Raw genomic sequence first — 22,625 nt, 5'->3', positions numbered from 1 at the left:
TGCCTCTGGAGACAATAATTCGTCGGTGATCAACCTGCTGGTGGCTGAGATATACGAGACCTCAGTAGCGGCATCTACTTGGTTGTCACCTTGGCGGTGGCGCGGGCGAAATTTCGTCCATCAGGCGAAGCAGCCGTCTGGAAATTGAGCCCGGGCCAAGGTCGAATTTCTGAACAAACTCGGACGGAAGTTCCTCTGCTTTCACCTTTAAGTTAGCCACTCCATCTTCATGAAGGAAGGTGATTGAGTCGTCGCTGATCTTGAGAATTTTGGCATTTTTGAGCGCAGGTCGCCCGGGCAGCTTGAGTTCGACGATCGTGGTGCCGATCGCATCAGCGCGCACCTTTTCGACGATCGTCTTCATCGATGCCGACAAATATTTGATTTCGCCCTCCAGCTTGCGCTGTTTCTGATCGAGCAGGTCCTTGCGCGCCAGTTCGGTCTGCTCACGTTTGAGCAGGGCGTCGTGTTTGTCTTTGGCGGCTTTCAGCTCAGCCCACTCCTGGCTGCGAAGCCCGGCGGTTTCTTTGAGCTGTGGCAGTGTTGCGTTCAATTCTGCTAGTCTCTCCTTAAGCTTGTCGGTGCGGTTGAGATATTCACATCCACCCAGAACCAAGGCCAGCAAAAGGATGGCTTTAAACAGGGTGCTGTAATCAAATTGGAACATGAAGGATGACTGTTTTACTTTGGCTGTGACGACTTGAACGCCTCAGCCGCAGGTCTGAGGCGTGTGAATTCCGCCTCAATGGCAGACCACTTTCTGTCTCTGGAGTTGTTCTCGAATTCCAGCGCCGTGACTCGTTGTTGCACCGCGGAGGATTGTTCGTCGAGCGTTGCCAGCATGCCGGATCCGCCCAGTGTATTGATGTCCGCTTCGTATTTCCCGATGGCATTCTCGTTCTCTTTGACGCTCACTTCCAACGCGGCGATCTGTTGTTCCAGTGGTTCATGCCTTTCGCAGGAAGACATCAGAAGCGCGACCGATGGAAGAAGGAGGCTGAGGGGTTTCATTGGAGAGAACACGGCAATCAGGAGTGCCTGCAGTCTTGATGATCTGGACGCAAGTGCTGGGACTTAATACTGTTGGCCTGTTTGCGCAACCTCCTTGCCATTCGGCAAAGCCATCCTAGCATCGCGGCGTGATCGCAATCGCAACGGCAAGTCAAAAGGGAGGCGTGGGGAAAACCACGTTGTGCATCAATCTCGCCTACTCACTGGCGAGGCGCGGGTGGCGCGTGCTGCTGATTGACACCGATCCGCAGGGCGGGGTGGGGCTGTCGCTGGCGAAGAGCACGAAGGCACGTGAGGGATTTCATGAGTTCCTCATTCGCGGCGGGGACCTGAATAAGATTGTGGTGCCGACGCGCCTGCCGGAACTTGAGATAGTGCCTGCCGGGCAGTACGACATGTGCGCGAGGCAGGGATGGTCGGTGCATGAGGTGCCGGCACGCCTCGCGGATTTGCTGCGTGGTGCAGAGTTACGTGGTGTGGATGTGGTTTTGATGGATACGGCAGCCGGGATGAGCAGCACGACGGAGGCCGTGGTGAAAGCTTGTGACTTTGCCGTTCTACCACAGCAGGCGGAGCCTCTGGCGATCCGCAGTGTGCCGCATTTGCTGGAGACGCTGGCGCGTTTCCGGGCGGAGGGGGCCGGTGTGCGAGTGGCGGGCATTTTGCTCACGATGGTAATGCGTGAAAATGAAATGAGCCTCAAGGTGGCGAGAGAGTTGCGCGAGATGCTGCCGGCAAATCTGATGTTTCAGCAGAGCATCCCGCGTCTGTCCTCGTTTTTGGAGGCTAGCGCGCTGGGGGTGCCGGTGGCGCTGACGAAGCGCAACCCGCCGCCGGAGGCGCTGATCTTTGATCAGATCGCGGCTGAACTGGAACAACGCACGGGATTGACCAAGGAACGAGAAAGGGAGCACGGACATGCAAGTCTCATGGATTGACGCCGACCACATCAAGGGACTGGTGGCGCAGATTGCACCGCAGGGTTCATCTCCTGACAAGGAGTCGCAGGTGGGGAAAATCGAGACGGCGCCGGTCATCATGGAAGAACCAGTTGGTGATTCTTGGGGATTTGCGGAAGACTGGATCGAACCCGTGTCGAAAGCGACTTCAGTCGTCGAAGAGCAGCAGGTGTCATTGGATCAAAACAATCCTGTGGGTCCGTTGGAGGAGCCGGAATGTGAGTCGGATGCAGGGCTGCACAACGCGGCGGCCGCGTTGCCACTGAGCCGAATTCGGGACAAGCTCCGAGCTATCCGTCAACGTGCGACCGAGGCGGGCATTCTGACTCGGGCAGTCGAGGTTTCGTCAGGAGAGAAGCGGCCGGAGGTGCCATCTACCGTGTCCGATGTTGAAAATGAAAGTTGTGGAGAGGGAGTTGTTTCGACTGAAGCCGAGGTGAAGCCCGCCTCGTCCTCGACGCGGGGGCCGGCCTTTGAAGTTCCGCATGGATCGCGCCACGATCGTCTGGCGGCGTTTGCCGCGTGGGCGCGGCAGGTTTTGTCCGAAGACGGCGGCCACCTTTTGGTGATGAGTGATGACGGTGAGGTGCTGTGGGGTGGTGAAGCGAAAGCAGGACTGGTGCTTTCAACGATGATGGCCTGGGGGGCGGCGATTCGTGCGAGCGCTGTTTCAGCTTGTGAAACACCGGCGGTCATTCGCCAGCCGCTTGCCTCCGGGAACGTGCTCACGGTGATTCCGTGTGAAACCCGTGAAGGTATGATTCACGCCGCCGTGGCGGCTCCGGCCGGATTGGGTGATGATCAGGCCCAGGCGCTGCGTGAAGCGTTGAGCAAGGCGATGCAGTAACTACTGATACTGATCCGAACCGAAAGTTTGCCAGACTACGGCTTGAAGAGCACCAGTTCGTTGATTCCCCAATGTTGGCCGGTCTTGCCGGTCTGGGTGACGCGAAGGAAACGGCCCTTCTGCGGAGCTTTGAAAACAATCTCTGTCAGAGAACTCGTGTTGGTTCCTTCGGCGACGGGTGCGCCCCACTGTTTGCCATCTGCAGACATCTCGATCTTGTAGCCACGCAGGTAGTCCTGATTGTTGCCCTGGCTGTCGAGAGCAAGGCCGGCGACCGTGGTTTCATTGGGCAGTTCGACAGTGAACCACTCGCCGCCTTTCATGGAGGCGCCAGATTCCCAGCGCGAACCGGTGTTGCCATCAATGGCCCTTGTGCAGAGTTCTTTTTTGCTGCTGGCGCTCAGCTTCCATGAACTGCGTGGCTCGACCCAGGAAAGCTTGGTCTTGAGCCTTGTTTGGAGCGGCGAAGGTGCCGAGGGCAGGAAGTAATAATCACGCACGCGTCCGTCGATGAGCTGCAACTGGTCCGTCTTCAAGGCGGCTGAGTATACGAAGAATTCGGCCAAGTGGCCGTTGAACTGATCTTTGGAAGAGGCGCTCGCTCCTTTGTCATCCTTTACCATTCCGATTTGCAGGCTGGTGAGCGGGCTGCTCGGCGCGGAGGACTTGCCGCCTGAAGAAGCGTACGCCTTTCCGGCGGAATCGCGCACGCGGAGTTCCACCGCACCTGTGCTGGCGTTCCAACTGATCAAAGCAAGACAGGCGATCGTGCCGTCGACATCCTTGGATGTCAGAGTGGGGCTGCCTCCCTTGTTGAGCACTTCGGTGACGACGTTCTTCTTTTCGTCCACCCGCAGGGAAACGGTGGTTCCGTCCTCGTTTCCGAAGGTGAAGAGCCGTGTCGGAAGTTTTGACGAATCGGCCTGAAAGGCTGCAACGACGGTCAGTCCTTTGTCGCTGCCGGGAACACTGTTGCTGCCGAAAGGCATGTTTTGGACTTCTTTGCCAGTATCGTCGAGTTCGAGGGCGCAGGGCTTGCCGTTTCGGGCATGGAAGTCCAGCACTACGCGCCCGGCTCGAGGGGTGCCTCCCGTGCTGGCCTCCGGCCAGTTGACTCGTCTCGGAGCGTAGTCCGGGCTTTTTTGATAGCTTCGCAGAATGTTATCTCCGCCGCGTTCAGAGAGGTCATGCCACTCGACCACGGGTTCATTGGTGTTTGCCTGGGCCGGTTTGCCGTCACTACCTTTGCGGTTCGTCAGGTTACCGGTGTTTCCTACATAGAAGAGGCAGATGCCCCGGTCTACCGGCGGATAAGAGCGGTCCTGCGGAAGTTGGAAGCTGACCTTGGGAGGATTGGAAGAAAGGCCGATCGAAGTCATGACGGACTGGCCGCCCCCTGGCTTCTTCACGCCGCTTCCTCCAAAAAAGAAGCATCCGCCGAGGATCAGCACCACCGCACCGCCACCGATGATGGCAATTTGCTTGATCAGCTTCGAATTGGATTTGCCGGTTTGTGGCGCCGGCGGTTGCACGGACGAGGTGCGTCGTTGCATCGCCGACGTAGCTCCCGTGGCGGGTTTGCGCGGGGCCGGTGCCAGCGGGGTCGTAATGGCGGCGACTTCGACTACGGGGCTCGCCTCGGGAACGATTTGCACTGCCACGGCTTCCACCACCGGTTCGGCATAGACGGCAGGCTGGGTTTCCGCTGGCGGGTAGTAACCGGTCAGCGGCACCGTGCCTGTTCCCGGCGGCATGTAAACCGGTGGCGGCACGTACATGCCCATCCAGGGACCATAGGGCACCATCGTGGGCATTTTTTCCCAAGCGCGGAACTCTTCGATGGCCTGCTGGGCATTGGCCGGGCGGTCATCTGGCTTTTGTGCCATGAGACGCGCGCACCAGGCGCCGAGCCACTGCGGCACATGCGGAGCGATTTCGTGCAGAGGCGTCAGCACATGGTCGATGTGCTTGTCGATCACTTCGGCCATTGAGGCGCCATCGAAAGCCTTTCTGCCGGAGAGCGCTTCATAGAACACACAGCCCAGCGAGTAGAGGTCCGTGCGTTCATCCACCGGTTCGCGGGTGAGCTGTTCGGGCGCCATGTAATAGATGGAGCCCATGACCGTGCCCTCCTGGTCTTCCGTCTGCTTGCGCGCGCGCAGTCCGGCACGTGCGAGGCCAAAGTCGATGATCTTTGCCTGCATGCGTCCGCCAGGCAGACGCTCGACCTTGATGTTCTCCGGCTTGATGTCGCGGTGCAGGATGTGGTGCTGATGCGCGGCGAGGAGACCCTCAAGCGTTTGCGAAGCAAGTTCTTTGAAATCGTCGTAGGGAAGGGGACCGCGTGAAACGACGTCCGCGAGGTCCTCACCCTGCAGCAGTTCCATCACCATGAACAACCCTTCCTCATCGCTCGCCACGTCAAAGATGGTCACGATGTTTGGGTTGCGCAGAGAGGCGAGCGCATCGGCCTCGCGCCGCAGTTCGGAGGCGGTGTTTTTGTCGAGGTTGGCTTCGTTGGCGGAGAGCAGTCGCTTCACGGCGACCCAGCGTTTCAACTGGCTGTCGTACGCGCGGAACACGGCACCGACGCCGCCCATGCCGAGCTTCTCATAGATTTTGTATCGTTCCGCCATCCGGTTTTTCGCGCTTGAAAATGAACAAACGGAAGCAAAGCCCATGAGCCGCCCTTTTGGCAAGCGGGATATTCCACGAAAATGCTTAAGGGTGCGATTTTGCTCCGCCTTTGACAAATCGGGGTGTCGCGACACACTGCCATCCCGCCGCCCCGGCGGGGTTGAATCAAACCTGCCACGCATCTTGAAAAACGTTCTTTTTGTCTGCACCGGCAACACCTGCCGCAGCCCGATGGCGGAGGCGCTTTTTCGTGAACTGGTCAGGGAGCGTGCGGACTATCAGGTCGCCAGTGCAGGCGTGGCCGCCGCCCCCGGCATGCCTGCCAGCAAACACACGACGGCACTGCTCACGGAACGCGGTCTCGACCTCTCGGGATTTCAGAGCCGCATGCTTGATCGCGAAGCATTGAATCAGGCCACGCATGTTTTCGCAATGTCCTCGCATCACATGGCGGCGATCGCCGACGAGTTCCCGGAGCACGTGGACAAAGTTTATCTCGTCTCCGAGTTCGCCGCGGAGGACGACGTTCGTGGCAAGGACGTGTCCGACCCCTTCGGCCAGGGCCGCTCTGCGTATGAAGCGACGCTGAGCGACCTGGAGCGCATGCTCCCCAGCCTGCTGGCCTACATCGAGCAGACCTGGAAGAAAAATGAGGGATGACAGCCGTCGTCGCCCACCCATCTTCGATTTCCCCACCCACCCCAAAAAAATGACCAGCACCCTCAACGGAAGCCTTCCTCACAAACTCGCCATCGCCGCTGACCATGGCGGGGTCGATTTGAAAAACGCAGTCGTCGCCCATTTGAAATCAGGCGGCTATGGCGTGGAGGATCTCGGAGTGCACTCGCATGATTCGGTCGATTATCCGGATTATGCCGAGATGGTTGCTGACCGCGTGCTTTCCGGCGAGGCGGATGTAGGCATTCTGGTTTGTACCACCGGCATCGGCATGTGCATCGCCGCCAATCGTCACGTCGGCATTCAGGCCTCATTGGTCAGTGATCCTCACACCGCCGCCGTCACCCGCGAGCACAACAACTCAAACGTGCTCTGCCTCGCCGGCAAAAACACGCCTGAGAGCGTCACCATGGAAATCGTGGACACGTGGTTAAAGACCCCCTTCGCTGGCGGACGTCATGCACGTCGCGTGGAAAAGATGAACGCTCAGCCGCATCCGCTCGACATTCTCGAAGCGAGCGATCCGGCCGTCGCCGAAATCATTCAGGGCGAGCAGAAGCGTCAGCAGGAGCACATCGAACTCATCGCCAGCGAGAACTTCACCAGCAAGGCTGTCATGGCCGCACAGGGAAGCTGCCTGACGAACAAGTATGCCGAAGGTTATCCCGGCAAGCGCTGGTACGGCGGCTGTGAAGAGGTGGACAAAGTGGAACAGCTTGCCATCGACCGTGCCTGTCAGCTCTTCGGCGCGAAATTTGCCAACGTGCAGCCGCACTCCGGTTCTCAGGCGAATGCCGCTGTTTACTTCAGCGTGCTGCAGCCCGGTGACAAGGTGCTCGGCATGAACCTTGCCCATGGCGGTCATCTCACCCACGGCAATCCGGCGAACTTCTCCGGCCGTTTCTACAAGTTCTGTCAGTATGGTGTCAGTCAGACGGACGAGCGCATCGACTACGATGAACTCGCCGAAGTCGCCAAGCGCGAGCAGCCGAAGATGATCACCGCCGGTGCCAGCGCCTATCCGCGCATCATTGATTTCAAAAAGATGAGCGAGATCGCCAAGAGCGTCGGCGCCTACCTCTTTGTTGATATGGCTCACATCGCCGGTCTCGTCGCCGGAGGATCGCATCCTTCGCCGATGGAATACGCGGACTTCGTCACCACCACGACGCACAAGAGCCTGCGCGGCCCGCGCGGTGGCATGATCCTCACGAACAATGAGGAACTCGCGAAGAAGATCAACAGCCAGGTCTTCCCCGGTGTGCAGGGCGGCCCGCTCATGCATGTCATTGCCGCGAAAGCCGTCTGCTTTGGCGAGTGCCTCAAGCCCGGTTTCAAAGACTACACCGCGCAGATCGTCAAGAACGCCCAGGCCCTGGCCGCCGCGCTCGCCGCGCTCGGCTACCGCATTGTCAGCGGTGGTACCGACAATCACCTCATGCTCGTCGATCTGCGTCCGAAAGGACTCAACGGCAAGATCGCCAGTGAGACGCTCGACAAGGCCGCCATCACCGTGAACAAGAACGGCATCCCCTTCGATACCGAGAAGATCACCCTTGGCGGTGGTATCCGCATTGGCACACCCGCCGTCACCACACGCGGCATGAAAGAGGCCGACATGCAGCAGATCGCCGCCTGGATCGACCGCGCGCTGACCCATCGAGAAGACGACGCCGTTCTGGCCCAGATTCGCAAGGAAGTCAGTGAGGTGAACCAGCGCTTTCCGCTGCCGTGAGGCGAAAGCGAATTCGATGGACGGCAGCAGGCGCGTTGGTGCTTGCTGCCTTCTTCGTTTTCAGCAGCATGCGGCGTATGGAGCCCGAGTTCATGGCTGAAGAGGAGATTCAGAGTCTGTTCCTGAAGTCCGAGCGCATTCCCGAAGAGGAATTCGACGAGCTGTATGACATCGTGATCGCTTACCTCAAGACGAAGGGAAGTTTTAGCGACAGTGGACTAGAAGACGCAGATTTTTCTGGCAGCCGATGGATAGACCCAATGTCAACACTGACACTGGTTTCCAATGTGCCAATCACGCTGCCTCTCGCCGAGGGGCTACGAGATGAGCTTCAAAAGCTTCCCCGGCCACACGCCGTGGTTTTCGACGGAATTGACGGAACTTCTTGTGTGACATCTGATGGAAGGTTTATCCGCGAGAAGTAAGGCAATCAGCCAGGAAGGCCACAACGCGCTCTTTTATGCTTGCTGAATCGAATAGCTCAAAGTTCACGCGGAAGGCTTCCAGTCACCCTCCTTCGTTTCACGAACGTCCACGGCTTCGATGCCGGGGTTCGTGAAGCGAATGCGTCGCTGCCGATACAAGGCGCCGAGCGCCTGCTTGAAGGCCTTCTTGCTGGCCTCAAAGGTGTTGCGGATGATTTCAGGCGGGCTGTCGTCGTCGAAGGCGAGTCTGCCCCCGTTGTTTTTCAGGGCCTCGAGGATGCGATCCGTCAGTGAGGCGACGCGCTGGTAACCGGACGCATCCAGGCTGAGGTCGATCTTGCCACTGGGATGAGCGGCGCTGACAAAGCCGTTCAGCCTCTGCCCGATTTGCAACGGCGCGCCGATGTTCGAATGGTAGAGCAGTCCGAGATGTGTTCCTTCAACGATCGCATTGTATCCCAGCGGCGTGCGGGCGGTGATGAGCAGCGAAACCTGCTGTGCGGGTTTGAACGGCGGCCGCTCACGGCTCAGATGGCGGTTCAATCTCGTCGTCGCGATGATGCGATCCGTCTTTTCATCCAGCATGATGTAGGCGACGACCTTGTCGCCGACGAAGACCTGATCCGCCTGCTCGCGAAACGGCAGCAGCAGATCCTTGAGCAGTCCCCAGTTGAGGAAGGCGCCAATGTTGCGGTTCACACTCACGACTTCCAGCGTCGCAAATTCGCCTACGGTTGCGAACGGTTGTTCGGTGGTGGCAACGAGGCGGTCCTCGGAATCGCGATAAATGAAAACGTCGAGCACATCTCCAATGCTCGTTCCCTTGGGAATGTAGCGGTTCGGCAGCAGGATCTCCCCATGATCACCTCCGTCAAGATAGATGCCGTGTGGCGTGCTGTGGAGGACGGTGAGAGAGTTGCGTTTGCCGATCTGGGCCATGATGCGCAGACTAGACGTGGTGCGGGATCAATCCAGCGCCTACTTCACCTTCACCACCACCATCTTCTCCGCATCGCGGGCATAGAGCACGCCATTGGCGAAGGCACCGTGGCTGCGGTGGCCGGCGCGGGTGATCTGGCTGCGCTGCACGAGGTCGAACTTTTTGGGATTGGCGGTGAAGATCCACAGCTCACCGGATTCGGCATGCATTAGAAGTTTGTCGCCTACGAGAACCAGCGTGCCGCCCTGAATGCGTTCGGGAGCCTCCCAAGCGACCGTGCCGTCTGCCACATTGAGGCAGCGCAGCGTCATCCCGCTTTCCTGCCGACCGTGCAGGCCATACACATGGCCGTCGTGATAAACCGGTGTGGTGTAGTGGCAGTCGAGCACATCATTCTTCTTCCACAGATTCGTCAACTGACGCTCTGCTTTGTTCCATTGCCACAGACCGGTTCCGACATCGTAGGCGGCGGAGAAGAGCAACTTTCCATCGCCACAAGGCACAGGGGCGGCCGCGTTGACCGAGGCGTCGATTTCGGCGCGGAAGAAGTCATTCCTCGGCACTTTGCCGTCGTTGACCTCGGTCACGATGACGCCACGTCGGGTGAAGAACGCGGCGACGCTCCGATCTTCGGGAATCAATATGGGCGATGAATAGCTGGCTTCATCGTCGGTCGCCTGCCAGAGGAGTTTTCCCGTCGCGAGATCGAGTGCGATAATGCCTGCGCCGCCTTTTGAGTTCCTGCCGCCAACGTTGAGCAGCACCTTGCCTTCGGTCACCAGCGGCGAGCAGGCGCGGCCGAAATAGCCCTGCGGCGAATCGAGTTCGGCGGCAGTGTCGTAACTCCAGCGCAGCGCACCCGTTTCGAAGTCGAGCGCCTGAACAATCCCTTCCGGTCCGTGGGTGATGATGGTGTTCTCAGCGACGCATGGGACGGCACGCGGGCCGTTGTCGAAACCGAAGCTGTCGCGGTAGTTGGCGGGATAGGTCTGTTTCCAGATCGGTTTGCCGTCAGCGGCACTCAACGCCTCAGTGACCATCTCGCTGTCCTGACGGTGGAACACGATCACCCGGTCCTTGACGACCACGGGGCCGGCATGGCCGGTTCCCAGCTTCCGGCTCCAAAGAATTTCCGGTTCTGTGGCTCCCGTAATCACGGCTTCGTCGGCGGCAGTGCAGTTGCGTGCTGGGCCGAGGAACTGCGGCCAGTCGCCTGCGTGAAGACTGGTGAATGCGCAGAGGAGAAGAAGGATCGGGCGCATGAAATCGAGAGGATGGTTAACTGACGAGGGAGAGATTGGGATCCACATCCGCCTCCAGCGGCGAGCTGTGTCCGGTATTGAAACGTTGGGCGGCGGCGAAGGCGATCATGCCGGCATTGTCCGTGCAAAGATCGGGCCGCGCGAGCAGCAGTTGCAGACCTTCGAGGGAACAACGTGTGGTGAGCGCCTCGCGCAGTCCGCGATTGCAGCTCACACCGCCGCTGACCGCCACCAGCGTTTCACCACAGGACTTTGCGGCCAGCACGAGTTTCTCGACGAGAACGTCGATGATAGCGGCCTGAACGCTGGCGCACACATCGGCCAGCACCTGGGTGTCTTTGAGATCCAGTTTCGGCAGTTCATAGAGCACGGCGGTCTTGAGCCCGCTGAAGCTGAACTCCAGACTGCGGCCGTCGAGGAAACTGCGAGGAAAAGCAAAAGCGTTCGGATCGCCCTGCTTGGAAAGTTTGTCGATTTCGGGGCCGCCAGGGTAGGGCAGGCCGATCATCTTGGCGACCTTGTCGAAGGCTTCGCCGGCAGCGTCGTCCCGCGTGCGACCGAGCAGTTCATAATCTCCCACCCCGCGGACTCTCACGAGCATGGTGTGACCGCCGCTCACAATGAGCGCCACGCATGAGCGCACGGGGCCGTGATCTCCCATGAAAGGTGAGAGCAGATGTCCCTCCATGTGGTTCACGGCGATGAACGGTTTGTCTTCCGCGACGGCGAGCGCTTTGGCCATCGATGTGCCGATGAGCAGGGAACTGACAAGTCCCGGCCCGCTCGTGGCGGCGAACGCAGCCATGTCATCGAGCGTTTTCCCGGCATCTTCCAGAACTTGCTCCACAAGTGGGCGGACATGCAGGATGTGATTTCTCGATGCCACCTCCGGCACGACGCCACCGAACTGTCGGTGAATGTCGATCTGTGATGCGATGCGGCTGGAAATGAGGTCTCCCTCCAGCGTGCAGATCGCGGCGGCAGTCTCATCACAGGAAGATTCGAGGGCGAGCAGGCAGGGGGGCATGGGAGGGGGACGAATGGAACAGAATCGGGAATGCGGCATCCAGAATCCGGTCGGCGACACTCAAAAAAAAGCCGCCGTTCCCCGGTTGGATGGGGAACGGCGGCGTGGATTCAGATTCCTTTCAGATCAGTGCTTGTGGCCGTCTTTGCAGCAGGCCGCGCTGTCTTTCGAGCAGCACGCAGCCTTCGCTTTGGCGTCGCACGTGGCACATTCCTTCTTGCTGGCGCAGGATGCGAGGAGCATCGAGGACGCAGCGAGCAGAATAGCAGAGAGACGAATCATGTTAAACATGGTTGAGTCAGACACCAGCCGCACAAAGCGGCTGGGTTGCTTACTTACCGCTCATCACCGGTGGCGGCGGCGGAGGAGGAGGGGTCTGCTGGCAGGAGCTGAGGACGGCGGAAGCCGCGATAAGGGTGAGGATAGCGATTTTCATGTGTGTTTGGGTGTTAACCAGTTTGTTAAGCTTCCCATCCACCAGACTCCTGGTAGCGGGATTTTTCGAGGTTAACGACAACTTCTGTTTTTGCAAACAGCCAAATGCAATCTCTGCGAAAACTCGCAAGGAAAGCGCAGCGGGGGCAATACTTGAGATTGCCAGAATGTCAGGTGACCCTGAATCGAGCGAAATCAGCCGAACGGCCCGCTGTCCCCCAGTCCGTAAGCGTTGCCGATGATTTCCCCGTCATCTTCCTCAAACAAGATGCGCAGTGGTCGGCAGCACACTTCACAGTCATAGTCCACATCGCATGGGATCTCGCTGAGAGAGGGAGCCGGCACTTCAAACTCCTGAAAACAGCTCGGGCAGATGACGGTGGTGGAGTGCATGGGGCCGGTTCACTTCATGGGGCCGGTTCACTTCAATCCTGCCAGGAACGCGATCACGTCTGCGGCCTCTTGTTCGGTCATGCTTTGTAGCAATCCTTCGGGCATGAGCGACAAAGGCTGCACCTGCTGGCTGCGGATTTGAGTGCGTTCAAAGGTCTGCGGCTGTCCGGTGGGGACTTTGAGGGTCACGTTGCCGTCGCCGGGATTCACGACGAAGCCGGTTGCCATGCCGCCGTCCTTCAGCGTGAGCGTCCATGTCTCGTAGCCCTTGGCGATGACCTTGGAAGGTTGATGCAGGCTTTCGAGAATCTGTTCGCGTGTGAGTCTTGCGCCGACCTTGCTCAAGTCGGGTCCGAAATCTCGCCCCGTGCCGTTGATGATGTGACAGGCGAGGCACACGGCCATCTTTCCAGTGATGCCGATGAGTTCGGCTCCATGCGCCGCATTTCCTTGGACGGCGAGGAGTTTTGTCGTGTCGATCTTCGTGCCGAGTGTCTTGATGCGCTGGTCGTAGGGGAGGAAGCGCTCGAAGTAGCAGGCGATTTCGGGATTCGGGACCTTGGCCAAGCCAGGATCGAACTTGGACTCGTTGTCGCTGATGGCGTTGGCAACAAGCAGGGCGTCGCTCGGTGATGCAACCTTGTCGGGACGGCGACTCGTCGCTTCTCCGCGAATCCAGTCCCACAGGAGGCGGAAGCCATGTGGATCAACTTCGCGCGCGCCGATCATCGGCATGTGTCCGCTGCCAATCCGTGAAATGCGGGCGATCAACACGCTTTGTTCAGGTTTGCCCGGGGAGATCACACGTGCATCCGTGAGACCCAGATCACCTCGCACAGGCTTCTCATCGAGCATCATCGTTTCCGCCGTTGTGAGATCGATGTTGACCATCAACTGCACGCTGCCGCCGCCGTTGCGGCGATGGCAGTGGGCGCAGTTGGCATGGAGCCAGGAACGCGCACGATCCTCCAGCGCCGTCTGTTCGTCGTGACTGGAGACGAGGTGCTTCTTCATGCGTCCGAAGAACGGGCCGTCAAACAGCGCGCTGGCGTCCTGCGGTTTCTGTCCGTCGATGCTCGTCAACTGATCGGGCTGGAAGCCCACGGCGAAGCCGCTCCAGTTGGTGTGACAGCGGGCACATTCGCCACGGCTGTGGATGCGCCAGGGCTGTTGGTTGATGGTGATCTCTTCGCCATTGTTGCCGACGAGCAGCGCATCGGTGCCGGCATCGTTCCAGCGGTAGGAATAGCCGTTCCAAGTCTCGCCGTCGTAGTGCAGCACCTGCGTTTCGATGCGTTTTTGTTTCAAGCTGATCGTGCGCGCCAGCACGGCGTCGGCGGGCCACTCGACCTTGTAGTTGGGCTTCTCGGGATTGCCGCTCCAGTGGGTGATGATGTGTTTCCCTTCGGGCAGCGCAATGAACCGCATCGCCTCCGCTTCATCCTGCCACATGGGTTCGGCAATGTCATAGGCATGCACGCCTTGGGCGGGCGTTTGCTGTGCGGTGTCGGTGAAAAGACCGGTCTCACTGAGCTGGCGCGGAAACTGGCTCGGTTTGCCGACAGCAGGATTCGGCGCGAGCCAGTAAAGGTGCGTGTCCTGCTCCCAGTTCATCCAGTAAAGTTCGCCGTCCTCGCTTTGGCCAAAGCCGACGATCTTGTGCGGCGTGTCGGCGATCTCCTCGCGGCGTGTCACCTGTTTGCCATCATGCCAGAGCGCCCAGATTTTGCCCGTCTCGTAGTCGCCGTAGATATAGGCATCGCGCAGTTCGGGAAAGCGGCTGCCGTGATACACGTAACCGCCGGTGATGCTCGCGGCCTCAGTGTGCGGATGCGCGGCGACAGGCGGGATGATGGGCTCGGGGCGCTGCGTCTCAGGTTTGATCGGCTGCGAGGCCTCGTAGGCGCTCCAGCCATGATTGCCGCCGCGCTGCACGAGATGAATCATCTCCCACAACTCCCAGCCGACATCGCCGCACCACAGACGGCCTTTGGCATCGAAGCTGATCTTCCATGGGTTACGGAATCCGAAGGCCCAGATTTCCGGCATGGCTTTCGGCGTTTTCAAAAACGGATTGTTCTTCGGAATGGCATACGCCTTGCCATTCTCTTCGTGATCCACGTCGATGCGCAGGATCGAGGAAAGCAGATCGCTGATGTCCTGTCCGGTGTTCAGCGGGTCCGGCGGTGACGGCACTTCGGAGTCGCCGGTGGAAATGTAAAGCATGCCGTCGGGGCCGAATTGCAGTGAGGCGCCGTTGTGGCCGCCGCTGCGCCAGGTGAGCAGCACGGTTTCCGATTTCGGATCCAGCACCGGCGGATCCTGCTGCGTCAGTTTGAAGCGCGACAGCTTGGTTCCGTCCTCGACGTCGGCGCCGTAAGCGTAAGTGAGGAAGACGAAGCCGTTTTCTTTCCACTTCGGGTGGAAGGCGATGCCATAGGCGTAATTGAGCTGCGGATGATCCGGCTTCAGGTCGATCAGCAGGTCTTTCTGCGAAGCATCCGGTGCATCTTTGAAACTCCAAATCTTCCCACCCTTCTCAACGGCGACAAAACGGTGCGCTCCCGGCACGGCGATCATCTCCAGTGCCTCGTGCAGTTCGATCGACGCGAACGCCGGTTCCGGCACATACGGCTTTGGCGGTTCCGGCGACCCGTGAATGCGCGAGGTGGTCCACTGGGCGGAGGAAACAGAACAGATGGCCAAAAAGAGAATTAGGCGTCGCATGGCGGCATGATGAAATGGGCAGGGTTCATTCGCCAAGCCTGAAATGCGCAAGGTTGTGATTGTGCCGCCTGGCGCTTCTCGCGTAATCTGGCCAGCATGAAAACCGCGTGGCATTTTTTGATCCTCCTGGGGCTGATCTGCTCACCGGCTCTGATGCCCGCCGCCGACCGCCCGCCAAAACCCGTGGTGGTCGGAAATGCATCCTTCATGCGCAGCGGCACTCTCCTGCGTGAGAAGCGCGAGGTCCGCGTTGAAGCCGGGCAGACCCGTCAGGAAATCGGCGCCAATGTCACCGACGCGGTCACCCGATTCAGCCAGCGGGTGAATTTCGTGCGCCGCATCATCGGCAAGGACGCTGAAGAGGTGCAGGTGCGTGAATTGGGCAAGGAGTGCGTTCACTACTCGGGTGCCCGTCCGCCGCCCAATGAAACCACCGCGCTGCTCGGCAAAACATTGCGGACCCGGATAAAGAACGGGCACTGGGACTATGAACTCACCCCGGGGAAGGCCACGCTCGAGGAATCCCAATTGCTTGGCGAGTTGGCTTTTGCGTCCGACCTGCTGGAGGTCCTGCCTGTCTGCATCGGCACCGGTTCCCGAAAGCCGGGGGAAACGTGGAAGACCGTGCTTTCCGCGCCTCGAGGCAACGCCTACGGCTGGATCGTTCCCGACGATTTCGAAACCACGCTGGTCTCCGTGGAGGATCAGCCGGACGGCCCTCATGCCACGTTCGCCATCGAGGGGAAATTCCACATGGCACGTCCGATGGATCTGAACGCCCGCATGGAGGTGACGTTCAAGGCCACCGTCAGCCGCCGCCTCTCGGACATGCTGGATCTGGATGCGAAAGTGACCGGCCAGTTTGTGGCTTCGGCGCAAGGAGCCGGACCGAACCGGGAGAAAATCCTGTTGAGCTACGACTATCCTTTTACCCTCACGCGCACCCTCCAAATCGAGGGCAAATAACCATCGCAGCGAAAAAAACGTCATTCCACATTCGACATCGGCCATTCTTTCTCCTTCTTCCCCGTCTCAACTCAACCACCACACACGTCATGCCACGTCCCGTCACCCTCTTCACCGGCCAGTGGGCCGATCTTTCCTGCGACACCATGATCCAGAAGGCCAAGTCCTTCGGTTACGACGGCGTCGAACTCGCCTGCTGGGGCGACCACTTCGAAGTGGACAAGGCCGACCAGGCCTACTGCGATGCGAAACGTGCGAAGCTCAAGGAAGCGGGCATGCAGTGCCACGCCATCTCCACCCATCTCGTCGGCCAGGCCGTGTGCGACAACATCGACGCCCGTCACGCCCAGATTCTCCCGCCCTACATCTATGGCGACGGCAATCCTGAAGGCGTGCGTCAACGCGCCGCCGAGGAGCTCATCAAAACCGCGCACGCCGCGAAGCGTTTCGGCGTCAGCGTCGTGAACGGCTTCACCGGCAGCAGCATCTGGCACCTCGTCTATTCCTTCCCGCCGAACCTCCCCGGCCAGATCGACGCGGGTTACGCTGACTTCGCCAAGCGCTTCAAGCCGATCCTCGATGAATACCAGAAACTCGGCATCCGCTACGCGCTCGAAGTGCATCCGACCGAGATCGCCTTCGACATCGCCAGCGCCGAACGCGCCCTGCAGGCCCTCGACTATCATCCTGCCTTCGGCTTCAACTTCGACCCCAGCCACTTCGGCTACCAGGGCGTCGATTACGTGAAGTTCATCTACAAGTTCAGCGACCGCATTTTCCACGTGCACATGAAGGACGTTTCATGGGGCATCGGCGACGGCACCGTCGGCGTCTTCGGCGGCCACGTCGATTTCCACAAGCCCTCCCGCTACTGGGACTTCAAGTCCGTCGGCCGCGGCAAGATTAACTTCGAACTTATCATCCGCGCTCTCAACGACATCGAGTACGGCGGCCCGCTCTCCGTCGAGTGGGAAGACGGTGCGATGGACCGTGAGTTCGGTGCCACCGAATCCGCCGCCTTCTGCAAGAAGATCGACTTCCCGCCCTCGAAGATCATCTTCGACGCGCAGTTCGCCGAGGCGAGCAAGTAGAGTGGTCCGCACACTCCGTGTGCGGTCAATTTGAATCACCAAAGCGGCCCGGAATCACCTTCCGGGCCGTTTTTATTCTTCACTCCACCGCCTTCCGCAATTCCATCACCGTGCCCATGATGTGCACCTCGGTCTTGTCACTCCAGCGAGTGGGATGCGTGCCGTAGATCATCGCGCCGCCGCCTTCGTAGCCGCCTTCCTGCCAGATGCGCAGGCTCGGGATGTAGGCCATGACGTCGTTCGTGTAGCCGCTGACCCACACGATCGGGTCCTTGATGTCCTTCTTCAGCCGCAGTGAGTAATCCACGACCACCTCGCCGCCAAGCGTGACCCAGGTGAGTTCGTTGCCGAGGCGCAGCACCTGCACGGGATACGGATAAGTCGCCGGCAGCGGACCTTCATCGGCGATGCGCTGCAGCACGCGCGTGGCATGCGTGGCCATCCACTTGTTCTTGGACTTCTGCTCTTCGAGAAGCTGCTCCTTCGTCGGCAGCGTGTCATAGGCGAGCGGGATTTCGCGATACGCAGCGCGGATCGGACCCGAGAGCCGCTGCATGTGCGTTTCGAGCGCGGCCTGCACGGATGTCGCCAGCGATTTGCCGTGCTGCTGCGCGAGTTCCATCGTGCGGCGCGGATACGGGTTCTGATCGCCGCTGCAACCGTTCGCAAACATCGCCACGGCACCGGGATGCGCGTTTTCGATCTCCTGCTGCGCATAACCGGCGTAATCACCGCTGAACTTCTGATGCCCTAGTGTCGTGCAATGGCACGCGTAGCCGAATACGATGGCGATTTCCTTGCCCTCGGCGCTCGACGCTTTCAGAACGGGCACGGTCTGGTCCACCGGGCCGTTCGGATTTGGGAAATTGTTCCAGCCGCCTTTGCCATCGGGCGTGCGGCGGTTCATCGAGACACCGCAGCGTGCGGTGCTGTAGTCGAGATGCGCAGGCACGGACTTCTGAATCGCCTCGCCCACGAGCCGCACGAGCGTGTCTTCCAGTTTTGTGGTGTACTCCGTCGCCTCCTTCTCCCGCAACGCCACATCGTCCGCACCGTGAATCTTGCTCGTGCGCAATTCCGGCCCGCTGTGCGTGTGCGAGGCATTAATCGCGAGATTCGCCGGTTCGATGCCATGCTCCTTCTTCACCCGTTCCGCGACCGCGAGCCGCACGTTTCGCGGCACGCCGATCAAATCCATCGTGATGAGTGCAAACTTCGCTCCTGCCTGGTCTTCGATCACCAAGGCCTTCGCAAACAGATCGAGTTCCACGCCTTCCGACGGCTTCGTGCGTGCCGCATAGCCCGCCATCCACATCGGTTGTTCCGGGGTGATCTTCGCGGAAGCCGCTCCGGCCTTCCAAGCGGGTGATTCAGCCACAGGCGCGGCGGCGATGACGAATACGGCGAGGAGGAAGGGCAGCCAGAGTTTCATGGCGACTACCAAAGCCGCCAGGCGACCAGTTCTTTATCACTGCGGGCAAAAACACGATTTCCCGCGAAGGCGGGATGCGCCCAGGTTTTGCCGATGATCTGCCAGCGGGCCAGTTCCTCGCGCTTTTCGGGAGTGAGCGTCACATAGACGAGTTCGCCGCTGGCGTTGAGCAAGGCTGCGAGGTTCTTGGACTCTTCCATCCACACGAGGCTCATCTGCGGATTGCGATCCTTCGGCGTGAGCGTGTTGTCGTCACTCCAGAGAATCTTGCCGGTCTTCAGGTCAAAAGCCTGCAGGCTGCGGTTTTTGTCGAGCATGTAAACAACGCCGTCCTTGAACAGCGGCGCAGACATGAGACCGCAAATCTCAGTTTCGTTCTCCCACAACAACTCCACGCCGGTGCCGAGCTGAAACGCCTTCGCACCGTGCCAGTAGCCAGACACGAGCAGAACGCCGTCGTGATACAGCGGCTGCGCAATGCTGACGCCATACGTGATCTTGTAGGGGTAGAGCCAGTTCACGGCGCCACTGTCGGGATTCAGGCTCTGCACATGTTCCGGACCCCAGGCGATGAGCTGGCGCTTTCCATTGTGAGTGATGATCTCCGGCGTGCAATAGCCCGCAGGATCGGGACCGCCGCGCCACACCTCTTCGCCGGTGTTTTTGTTCAAAGCGATCACGGAACCGCTCTTGGCACCCACATGCAGCAGGACGCGGTCTCCATCGATCACAGGCGATGCAGCAAAGCCCCAGGTCGGAATCTTGGCGCCGCAGGTTTCCATCGTGTTCACTTCCCAAATTGTCTTTCCAGTGACCGCATCGAGGCACGTGGCGACACCGGTGGCCCCCAGCGCATACGCCCTGCCTTCATGAATGTTCACCGACGTTCGCGGTCCGGTCGGGTAGTCCATGCCGCTATAGCTGACTTCCCACGCGTGCTTCCACAGCGCCTTGCCGCTGTTTGCATCGAAGCACAGCACGCGTTCGACCTCTTGCGGCGATTTGAGCCGATCCATGACATAGACACGCTCGTCGCTTACTGTCACGCCACTAAAGCCCACGCCGATCTCCGTCTTCCAAAGTTGCACGGGTTCTTTCGTTGCAAAATCCGCCGGAATTCCCGCCGGGTTCCATCGTCCGTCCGCATTCGCGCCACGCCAGCGCGGCCAATCTTCAGCGGCTAAGGCACTGATCGAAACCAGAAGTGCGACAAGACATTTTTTCATTCTTTTTCAATACGAATGCCGCACGAAAACTTCGCAGCATCGATGTCAAGCCATGCCTCCGACAAAAGTTTTCCACATCGTGGTCTCCGGGGTTGCCGCGTCGGATTGACTCGCTAACTCCACCCATCCCAACCGGATGTTTCATCCTCAATTTTAACTTTCCCAACCATGTCTGCTGCCAACGAACTCAACATCAATGTCGCTCATGTCGAACGTGTCGCCAAGGAAATGGGCCTGCGGGCCATTCAGGTCGGCGCGACGGCCAAATTGTTTGCCGACGGCGCCACCGTGCCCTTCATCGCCCGCTATCGAAAAGAAGCCACGGGCTCGATGGACGAAGTGCAGATTCAGAACGTGAAGGACCGCATGGACCAGCTCGTGGCGCTGGACGACCGCCGCTCGGCGATCGTGAAATCACTCGAAGAACGCAAGCTCATGACCGACGTGCTGCGGGCGAAGATTGAGAAGGCGGAAACAATGAACTCCCTGGAGGACATCTTTGCGCCGTTCCGTCCAAAGCGCCGCACGCGGGCGACGATCGCGAAGGAGAAAGGTTTGGAGCCGCTGGCAGATTTCATCGAGGCGAATCTGATGACGCACGGCGTGGATCTGAACGGCGAAGCCGCCAAGTTCGTGAACGCGGATCACGAGAACGAGGAACTGCGCGTCAAAGATGGCGCCGATGCGCTGAGTGGAGCACGCGACATCATCGCGGAGCGCATCAGCGATCATGCCGAGGCGCGTGCAGCGTTGCGTAAATTCTTCGCTGAACAGTCCACGGTCATTTCCAAGGTCATGTTTGGAAAAGAAAAGGAGGAAGATGCGCAGAAGTTCCGCGACTACTTCGACTGGAGCGAGCCGCTGAAGTCGATCCCGTCCCATCGCATGCTGGCGATTCGCCGCGGTGAGAAGGAGGGCTTCTTGCTCATGCGCATCCAGCCTGCCGAGGAGACGGCGGTCAAGATGCTGGAGAATCTCTTCGTCAAAGGCGGCAACGCCTGCTCGGATCAGATGAAGCTGGCCTGTGCCGACAGCTACAAGCGCTTGCTCAGTTCCAGCATGGAAACCGAAGCGCGTTTGGAGTCTAAAAAGAAGGCCGACACCGAGGCGGTGAAGGTGTTTGCAGACAACCTCCGCGAACTGTTGCTGGCAGCGCCACTCGGCCAGAAGCGTGTGCTGGGCATCGACCCCGGTTTCCGCACGGGCTGCAAGGTCGTCGTGCTCGACGCGCAGGGACAGCTTCTCTACAACGACGTGATCTATCTGCTTGGCGACGGCAACAGCCTGATGCATGCGAAGAACCTGCTGCTGAATCTGATCGAGCGTTTCAAGATTCAGGCCATCGCCATCGGCAACGGCACGGCGAGTCGCGAAACGGAAATGTTTGTGAAGAAGATCGGCGTGCCGGCTTCGATTCCGGTGATCATGGTGAACGAGAGCGGTGCTTCGATTTACAGCGCGAGCGAGGTCGCACGCGAAGAGTTCCCGAATCATGACGTCACCGTGCGTGGTTCCGTTTCCATCGCCCGTCGTCTGATGGATCCGCTGGCCGAACTGGTGAAGCTGGATCCGAAATCGATCGGCGTCGGCCAGTATCAGCACGACGTGGATCAGAACCAGCTCAAGACGAGCCTCGACAATGTGGTCATCAGCGCGGTGAACGGCGTTGGAGTCGAATTGAACACGGCGAGCAAGCAGCTTCTCAGCTACGTCTCCGGTCTCAACAGCGCGCATGCGGCCAACATCGTGGCGTTCCGCAATGAGAACGGACCGTTCAAGAGCCGCAAAGATCTCATGAAAGTGCCGCGGCTGGGGGACAAGGCCTTTGAGCAGGCCGCAGGGTTCCTGCGCATCCGTGACGCTGCTCATCCACTGGACGCGAGCGCTGTGCATCCCGAGCGTTATGCACTGGTGGAGAAGATGGCGGCGGACATCGGCTGCACGGTGCCGGATCTCATGCAGCGCGCCGATTTGCGCCAGAAGATCGATCTGAAGAAGTATGTGAGTGAAGAGGTGGGCCTGCCGACGCTGCAGGACATCATGAACGAACTCGCGAAACCCGGTCGCGACCCGCGCAAACAGTTCGAGGTCTTCACCTTTGCCGAAGGCGTGAATGAGATGAAGGATCTCACCGTCGGCATGAAGCTGCCGGGCATCGTGACCAACGTGACGGCCTTTGGCGCCTTCGTGGACATCGGCGTGCATCAGGACGGACTCGTGCATGTGAGCCAGCTCAGCGACAGCTTCGTGCGTGATGCGGCGGAGATCGTGAAGGTCGCCCAGCGCGTGACCGTCACCGTGACGGAAGTCGACATTCCACGCAAACGCATCGCACTGAGCATGAAATCGAAGCCCGATTTCGAGAAGAAGCAGGGCGGTGGTGGCCCGCGTCCGGCTGGTGGTGGTCAAGGCGGCGGCCAGCGCAGCTTTTCCAGTGGTGGCAATCGCAGTTCCGGCGGCGGCATGGGCAATCCCTTTGGCGGCGGCGGTGGTGGCGTGGACTGGTTCACCGCAGCGGCGCAGAAGGGAAAGAAGTAGGCCTGCGTTGGCGACGACATTTCGAGTGAACAGGAACCGTCGCGGCTGCGTCGGAGATTGCGGTCTTGCCACCGGGTGGGGCGTCTTTTACGATTCGAACATTCCATTCATGAAATCACACCTCCTCGCCTCACTGGCGCTGCCGTTGCTGCTCACCCAATGCGTTGATCCCTACTACAATGGTCCGAACGGGCGCGACCCTTATGCGAACAATCCATATCGCCAGGACATGCGTGATCAGGGAACGGAGATGAACCGGCAGGCCTATGAGCGGGGAATTCAGGACGGGCGTTCGG

20 protein-coding genes are annotated in these 22,625 nt (G+C 59.6%); 9 read left to right on the top strand and 11 right to left on the bottom strand.

What is annotated here, in order from left to right:
• Positions 1–85 precede the first annotated feature (85 nt).
• Positions 86–667 (bottom strand): hypothetical protein, encoded by a 582-nt coding sequence (locus KDL09_RS17445; protein ID WP_294387961.1) that lies wholly within the window; start codon positions 665–667, stop codon positions 86–88.
• Between the two features lie 14 nt (positions 668–681).
• Positions 682–969 carry a hypothetical protein gene (locus KDL09_RS17440; protein ID WP_294387957.1) on the bottom strand — a complete coding sequence of 96 codons (288 nt, stop codon included), beginning with the start codon at positions 967–969 and terminating at the stop codon, positions 682–684.
• A gap of 170 nt (positions 970–1,139) precedes the next feature.
• Between KDL09_RS17440 and KDL09_RS17435 the strand changes: the two genes are divergently transcribed.
• Both KDL09_RS17435 and KDL09_RS17430 read left to right on the top strand, forming a co-directional pair.
• Positions 1,140–1,949 carry a ParA family protein gene (locus KDL09_RS17435; RefSeq protein WP_294387955.1) on the top strand — a complete coding sequence of 270 codons (810 nt, stop codon included), beginning with the start codon at positions 1,140–1,142 and terminating at the stop codon, positions 1,947–1,949.
• On the top strand, positions 1,930–2,817 hold the full coding sequence (locus tag KDL09_RS17430) for a hypothetical protein (protein ID WP_294387952.1): 888 nt from the start codon (positions 1,930–1,932) through the stop codon (positions 2,815–2,817). Before KDL09_RS17435 ends, KDL09_RS17430 begins: the two co-directional genes overlap by 20 nt.
• A gap of 35 nt (positions 2,818–2,852) precedes the next feature.
• On the opposite strand, the gene KDL09_RS17425 is transcribed toward KDL09_RS17430, so the two are convergent.
• Positions 2,853–5,453: a protein kinase gene (locus KDL09_RS17425; protein ID WP_294387950.1), complete on the bottom strand. Its 2,601-nt coding sequence runs from the start codon at positions 5,451–5,453 to the stop codon at positions 2,853–2,855.
• A 184-nt stretch (positions 5,454–5,637) separates the two neighbouring features.
• Here KDL09_RS17425 and KDL09_RS17420 point away from each other — a divergent pair, with 184 nt between their 5' ends.
• From KDL09_RS17420 to KDL09_RS17410, 3 genes are read left to right on the top strand one after another with little or no spacing between them, the layout of a single operon-like run.
• A complete protein-coding gene (locus tag KDL09_RS17420) occupies positions 5,638–6,114 on the top strand; it encodes a low molecular weight protein arginine phosphatase (RefSeq protein ID WP_294387948.1) in 477 nt (158 codons plus the stop codon).
• Between the two features lie 49 nt (positions 6,115–6,163).
• Entirely contained in the window at positions 6,164–7,867 is a 1,704-nt protein-coding gene (gene rpiB / locus KDL09_RS17415) for a ribose 5-phosphate isomerase B (protein ID WP_294387946.1), read from the top strand.
• Entirely contained in the window at positions 7,864–8,292 is a 429-nt protein-coding gene (locus KDL09_RS17410) for a hypothetical protein (protein ID WP_294387944.1), read from the top strand. The genes rpiB and KDL09_RS17410 overlap by 4 nt, the downstream gene beginning before the upstream one ends.
• A 63-nt stretch (positions 8,293–8,355) precedes the next feature.
• On the opposite strand, the gene KDL09_RS17405 is transcribed toward KDL09_RS17410, so the two are convergent.
• The 6 genes from KDL09_RS17405 to KDL09_RS17380 all read right to left on the bottom strand — a co-directional run bounded on the left by KDL09_RS17405 (position 8,356) and on the right by KDL09_RS17380 (position 15,076).
• Entirely contained in the window at positions 8,356–9,231 is an 876-nt protein-coding gene (locus KDL09_RS17405) for a S1-like domain-containing RNA-binding protein (protein WP_294387942.1), read from the bottom strand.
• A gap of 39 nt (positions 9,232–9,270) precedes the next feature.
• The gene (locus tag KDL09_RS17400; protein ID WP_294387940.1) at positions 9,271–10,494 is read right to left on the bottom strand and encodes a PQQ-binding-like beta-propeller repeat protein; all 1,224 of its coding nucleotides are present in this window, start codon (positions 10,492–10,494) and stop codon (positions 9,271–9,273) included.
• 16 nt (positions 10,495–10,510) lie between these two features.
• Positions 10,511–11,521 (bottom strand): tRNA (adenosine(37)-N6)-threonylcarbamoyltransferase complex transferase subunit TsaD, encoded by a 1,011-nt coding sequence (gene tsaD / locus KDL09_RS17395; protein ID WP_294387938.1) that lies wholly within the window; start codon positions 11,519–11,521, stop codon positions 10,511–10,513.
• Positions 11,522–11,647: 126 nt separating this feature from the next.
• Positions 11,648–11,803: a hypothetical protein gene (locus KDL09_RS17390; RefSeq protein ID WP_294387933.1), complete on the bottom strand. Its 156-nt coding sequence runs from the start codon at positions 11,801–11,803 to the stop codon at positions 11,648–11,650.
• 348 nt (positions 11,804–12,151) lie between these two features.
• The gene (locus tag KDL09_RS17385) at positions 12,152–12,349 is read right to left on the bottom strand and encodes a hypothetical protein (protein WP_294387930.1); all 198 of its coding nucleotides are present in this window, start codon (positions 12,347–12,349) and stop codon (positions 12,152–12,154) included.
• Positions 12,350–12,376: 27 nt separating this feature from the next.
• Positions 12,377–15,076 (bottom strand): PQQ-dependent sugar dehydrogenase, encoded by a 2,700-nt coding sequence (locus KDL09_RS17380; RefSeq protein ID WP_294387927.1) that lies wholly within the window; start codon positions 15,074–15,076, stop codon positions 12,377–12,379.
• Between the two features lie 96 nt (positions 15,077–15,172).
• On the opposite strand from KDL09_RS17380, the gene KDL09_RS17375 reads away from it, so the two are divergent.
• Positions 15,173–16,042 carry a hypothetical protein gene (locus tag KDL09_RS17375; RefSeq protein WP_294387924.1) on the top strand — a complete coding sequence of 290 codons (870 nt, stop codon included), beginning with the start codon at positions 15,173–15,175 and terminating at the stop codon, positions 16,040–16,042.
• Between the two features lie 89 nt (positions 16,043–16,131).
• Positions 16,132–17,133, top strand: coding sequence for a sugar phosphate isomerase/epimerase family protein (locus KDL09_RS17370; RefSeq protein WP_294387921.1), 1,002 nt, complete (start codon positions 16,132–16,134; stop codon positions 17,131–17,133).
• Positions 17,134–17,212: 79 nt separating this feature from the next.
• Here the strand turns inward: KDL09_RS17370 and KDL09_RS17365 are convergent, their stop codons facing one another.
• Positions 17,213–18,565: a neutral/alkaline non-lysosomal ceramidase N-terminal domain-containing protein gene (locus tag KDL09_RS17365; RefSeq protein ID WP_294387918.1), complete on the bottom strand. Its 1,353-nt coding sequence runs from the start codon at positions 18,563–18,565 to the stop codon at positions 17,213–17,215.
• Positions 18,566–18,570: 5 nt separating this feature from the next.
• The gene (locus tag KDL09_RS17360) at positions 18,571–19,791 is read right to left on the bottom strand and encodes a PQQ-binding-like beta-propeller repeat protein (protein WP_294387915.1); all 1,221 of its coding nucleotides are present in this window, start codon (positions 19,789–19,791) and stop codon (positions 18,571–18,573) included.
• Positions 19,792–19,959: 168 nt separating this feature from the next.
• On the opposite strand from KDL09_RS17360, the gene KDL09_RS17355 reads away from it, so the two are divergent.
• Both KDL09_RS17355 and KDL09_RS17350 read left to right on the top strand, forming a co-directional pair.
• A complete protein-coding gene (locus tag KDL09_RS17355) occupies positions 19,960–22,329 on the top strand; it encodes a Tex family protein (RefSeq protein ID WP_294387911.1) in 2,370 nt (789 codons plus the stop codon).
• 109 nt (positions 22,330–22,438) lie between these two features.
• Positions 22,439–22,625, top strand: a 187-nt coding sequence (locus KDL09_RS17350) for a hypothetical protein (RefSeq protein WP_294387909.1), incomplete at its 3' end; no start/stop codon positions are given.

Origin of the sequence: Prosthecobacter sp. (assembly GCF_020439865.1) — a bacterium.
GTDB lineage: Bacteria > Verrucomicrobiota > Verrucomicrobiia > Verrucomicrobiales > Verrucomicrobiaceae > Prosthecobacter.
This window is presented reverse-complemented; position numbering and strand designations above follow the sequence as displayed.

Bases quoted from the DNA above. Each gene is read 5' to 3' on its own strand.
- KDL09_RS17445 (WP_294387961.1), bottom strand. From the start codon at position 667: ATGTTCCAATTTGATTACAGCACCCTGTTTAAAGCCATCCTTTTGCTG.
- KDL09_RS17400 (WP_294387940.1), bottom strand. From the start codon at position 10,494: ATGCGCCCGATCCTTCTTCTCCTCTGCGCATTCACCAGTCTTCACGCA.
- KDL09_RS17385 (WP_294387930.1), bottom strand. From the start codon at position 12,349: ATGCACTCCACCACCGTCATCTGCCCGAGCTGTTTTCAGGAGTTTGAA.
- KDL09_RS17390 (WP_294387933.1), bottom strand. From the start codon at position 11,803: ATGATTCGTCTCTCTGCTATTCTGCTCGCTGCGTCCTCGATGCTCCTC.
- KDL09_RS17375 (WP_294387924.1), top strand. From the start codon at position 15,173: ATGAAAACCGCGTGGCATTTTTTGATCCTCCTGGGGCTGATCTGCTCA.
- KDL09_RS17430 (WP_294387952.1), top strand. From the start codon at position 1,930: ATGCAAGTCTCATGGATTGACGCCGACCACATCAAGGGACTGGTGGCG.
- rpiB (WP_294387946.1), top strand. From the start codon at position 6,164: ATGACCAGCACCCTCAACGGAAGCCTTCCTCACAAACTCGCCATCGCC.
- KDL09_RS17360 (WP_294387915.1), bottom strand. From the start codon at position 19,791: ATGAAAAAATGTCTTGTCGCACTTCTGGTTTCGATCAGTGCCTTAGCC.
- KDL09_RS17370 (WP_294387921.1), top strand. From the start codon at position 16,132: ATGCCACGTCCCGTCACCCTCTTCACCGGCCAGTGGGCCGATCTTTCC.
- tsaD (WP_294387938.1), bottom strand. From the start codon at position 11,521: ATGCCCCCCTGCCTGCTCGCCCTCGAATCTTCCTGTGATGAGACTGCC.
- KDL09_RS17380 (WP_294387927.1), bottom strand. From the start codon at position 15,076: ATGCGACGCCTAATTCTCTTTTTGGCCATCTGTTCTGTTTCCTCCGCC.
- KDL09_RS17440 (WP_294387957.1), bottom strand. From the start codon at position 969: ATGTCTTCCTGCGAAAGGCATGAACCACTGGAACAACAGATCGCCGCG.
- KDL09_RS17365 (WP_294387918.1), bottom strand. From the start codon at position 18,565: ATGAAACTCTGGCTGCCCTTCCTCCTCGCCGTATTCGTCATCGCCGCC.
- KDL09_RS17405 (WP_294387942.1), bottom strand. From the start codon at position 9,231: ATGGCCCAGATCGGCAAACGCAACTCTCTCACCGTCCTCCACAGCACG.
- KDL09_RS17355 (WP_294387911.1), top strand. From the start codon at position 19,960: ATGTCTGCTGCCAACGAACTCAACATCAATGTCGCTCATGTCGAACGT.
- KDL09_RS17425 (WP_294387950.1), bottom strand. From the start codon at position 5,453: ATGGCGGAACGATACAAAATCTATGAGAAGCTCGGCATGGGCGGCGTC.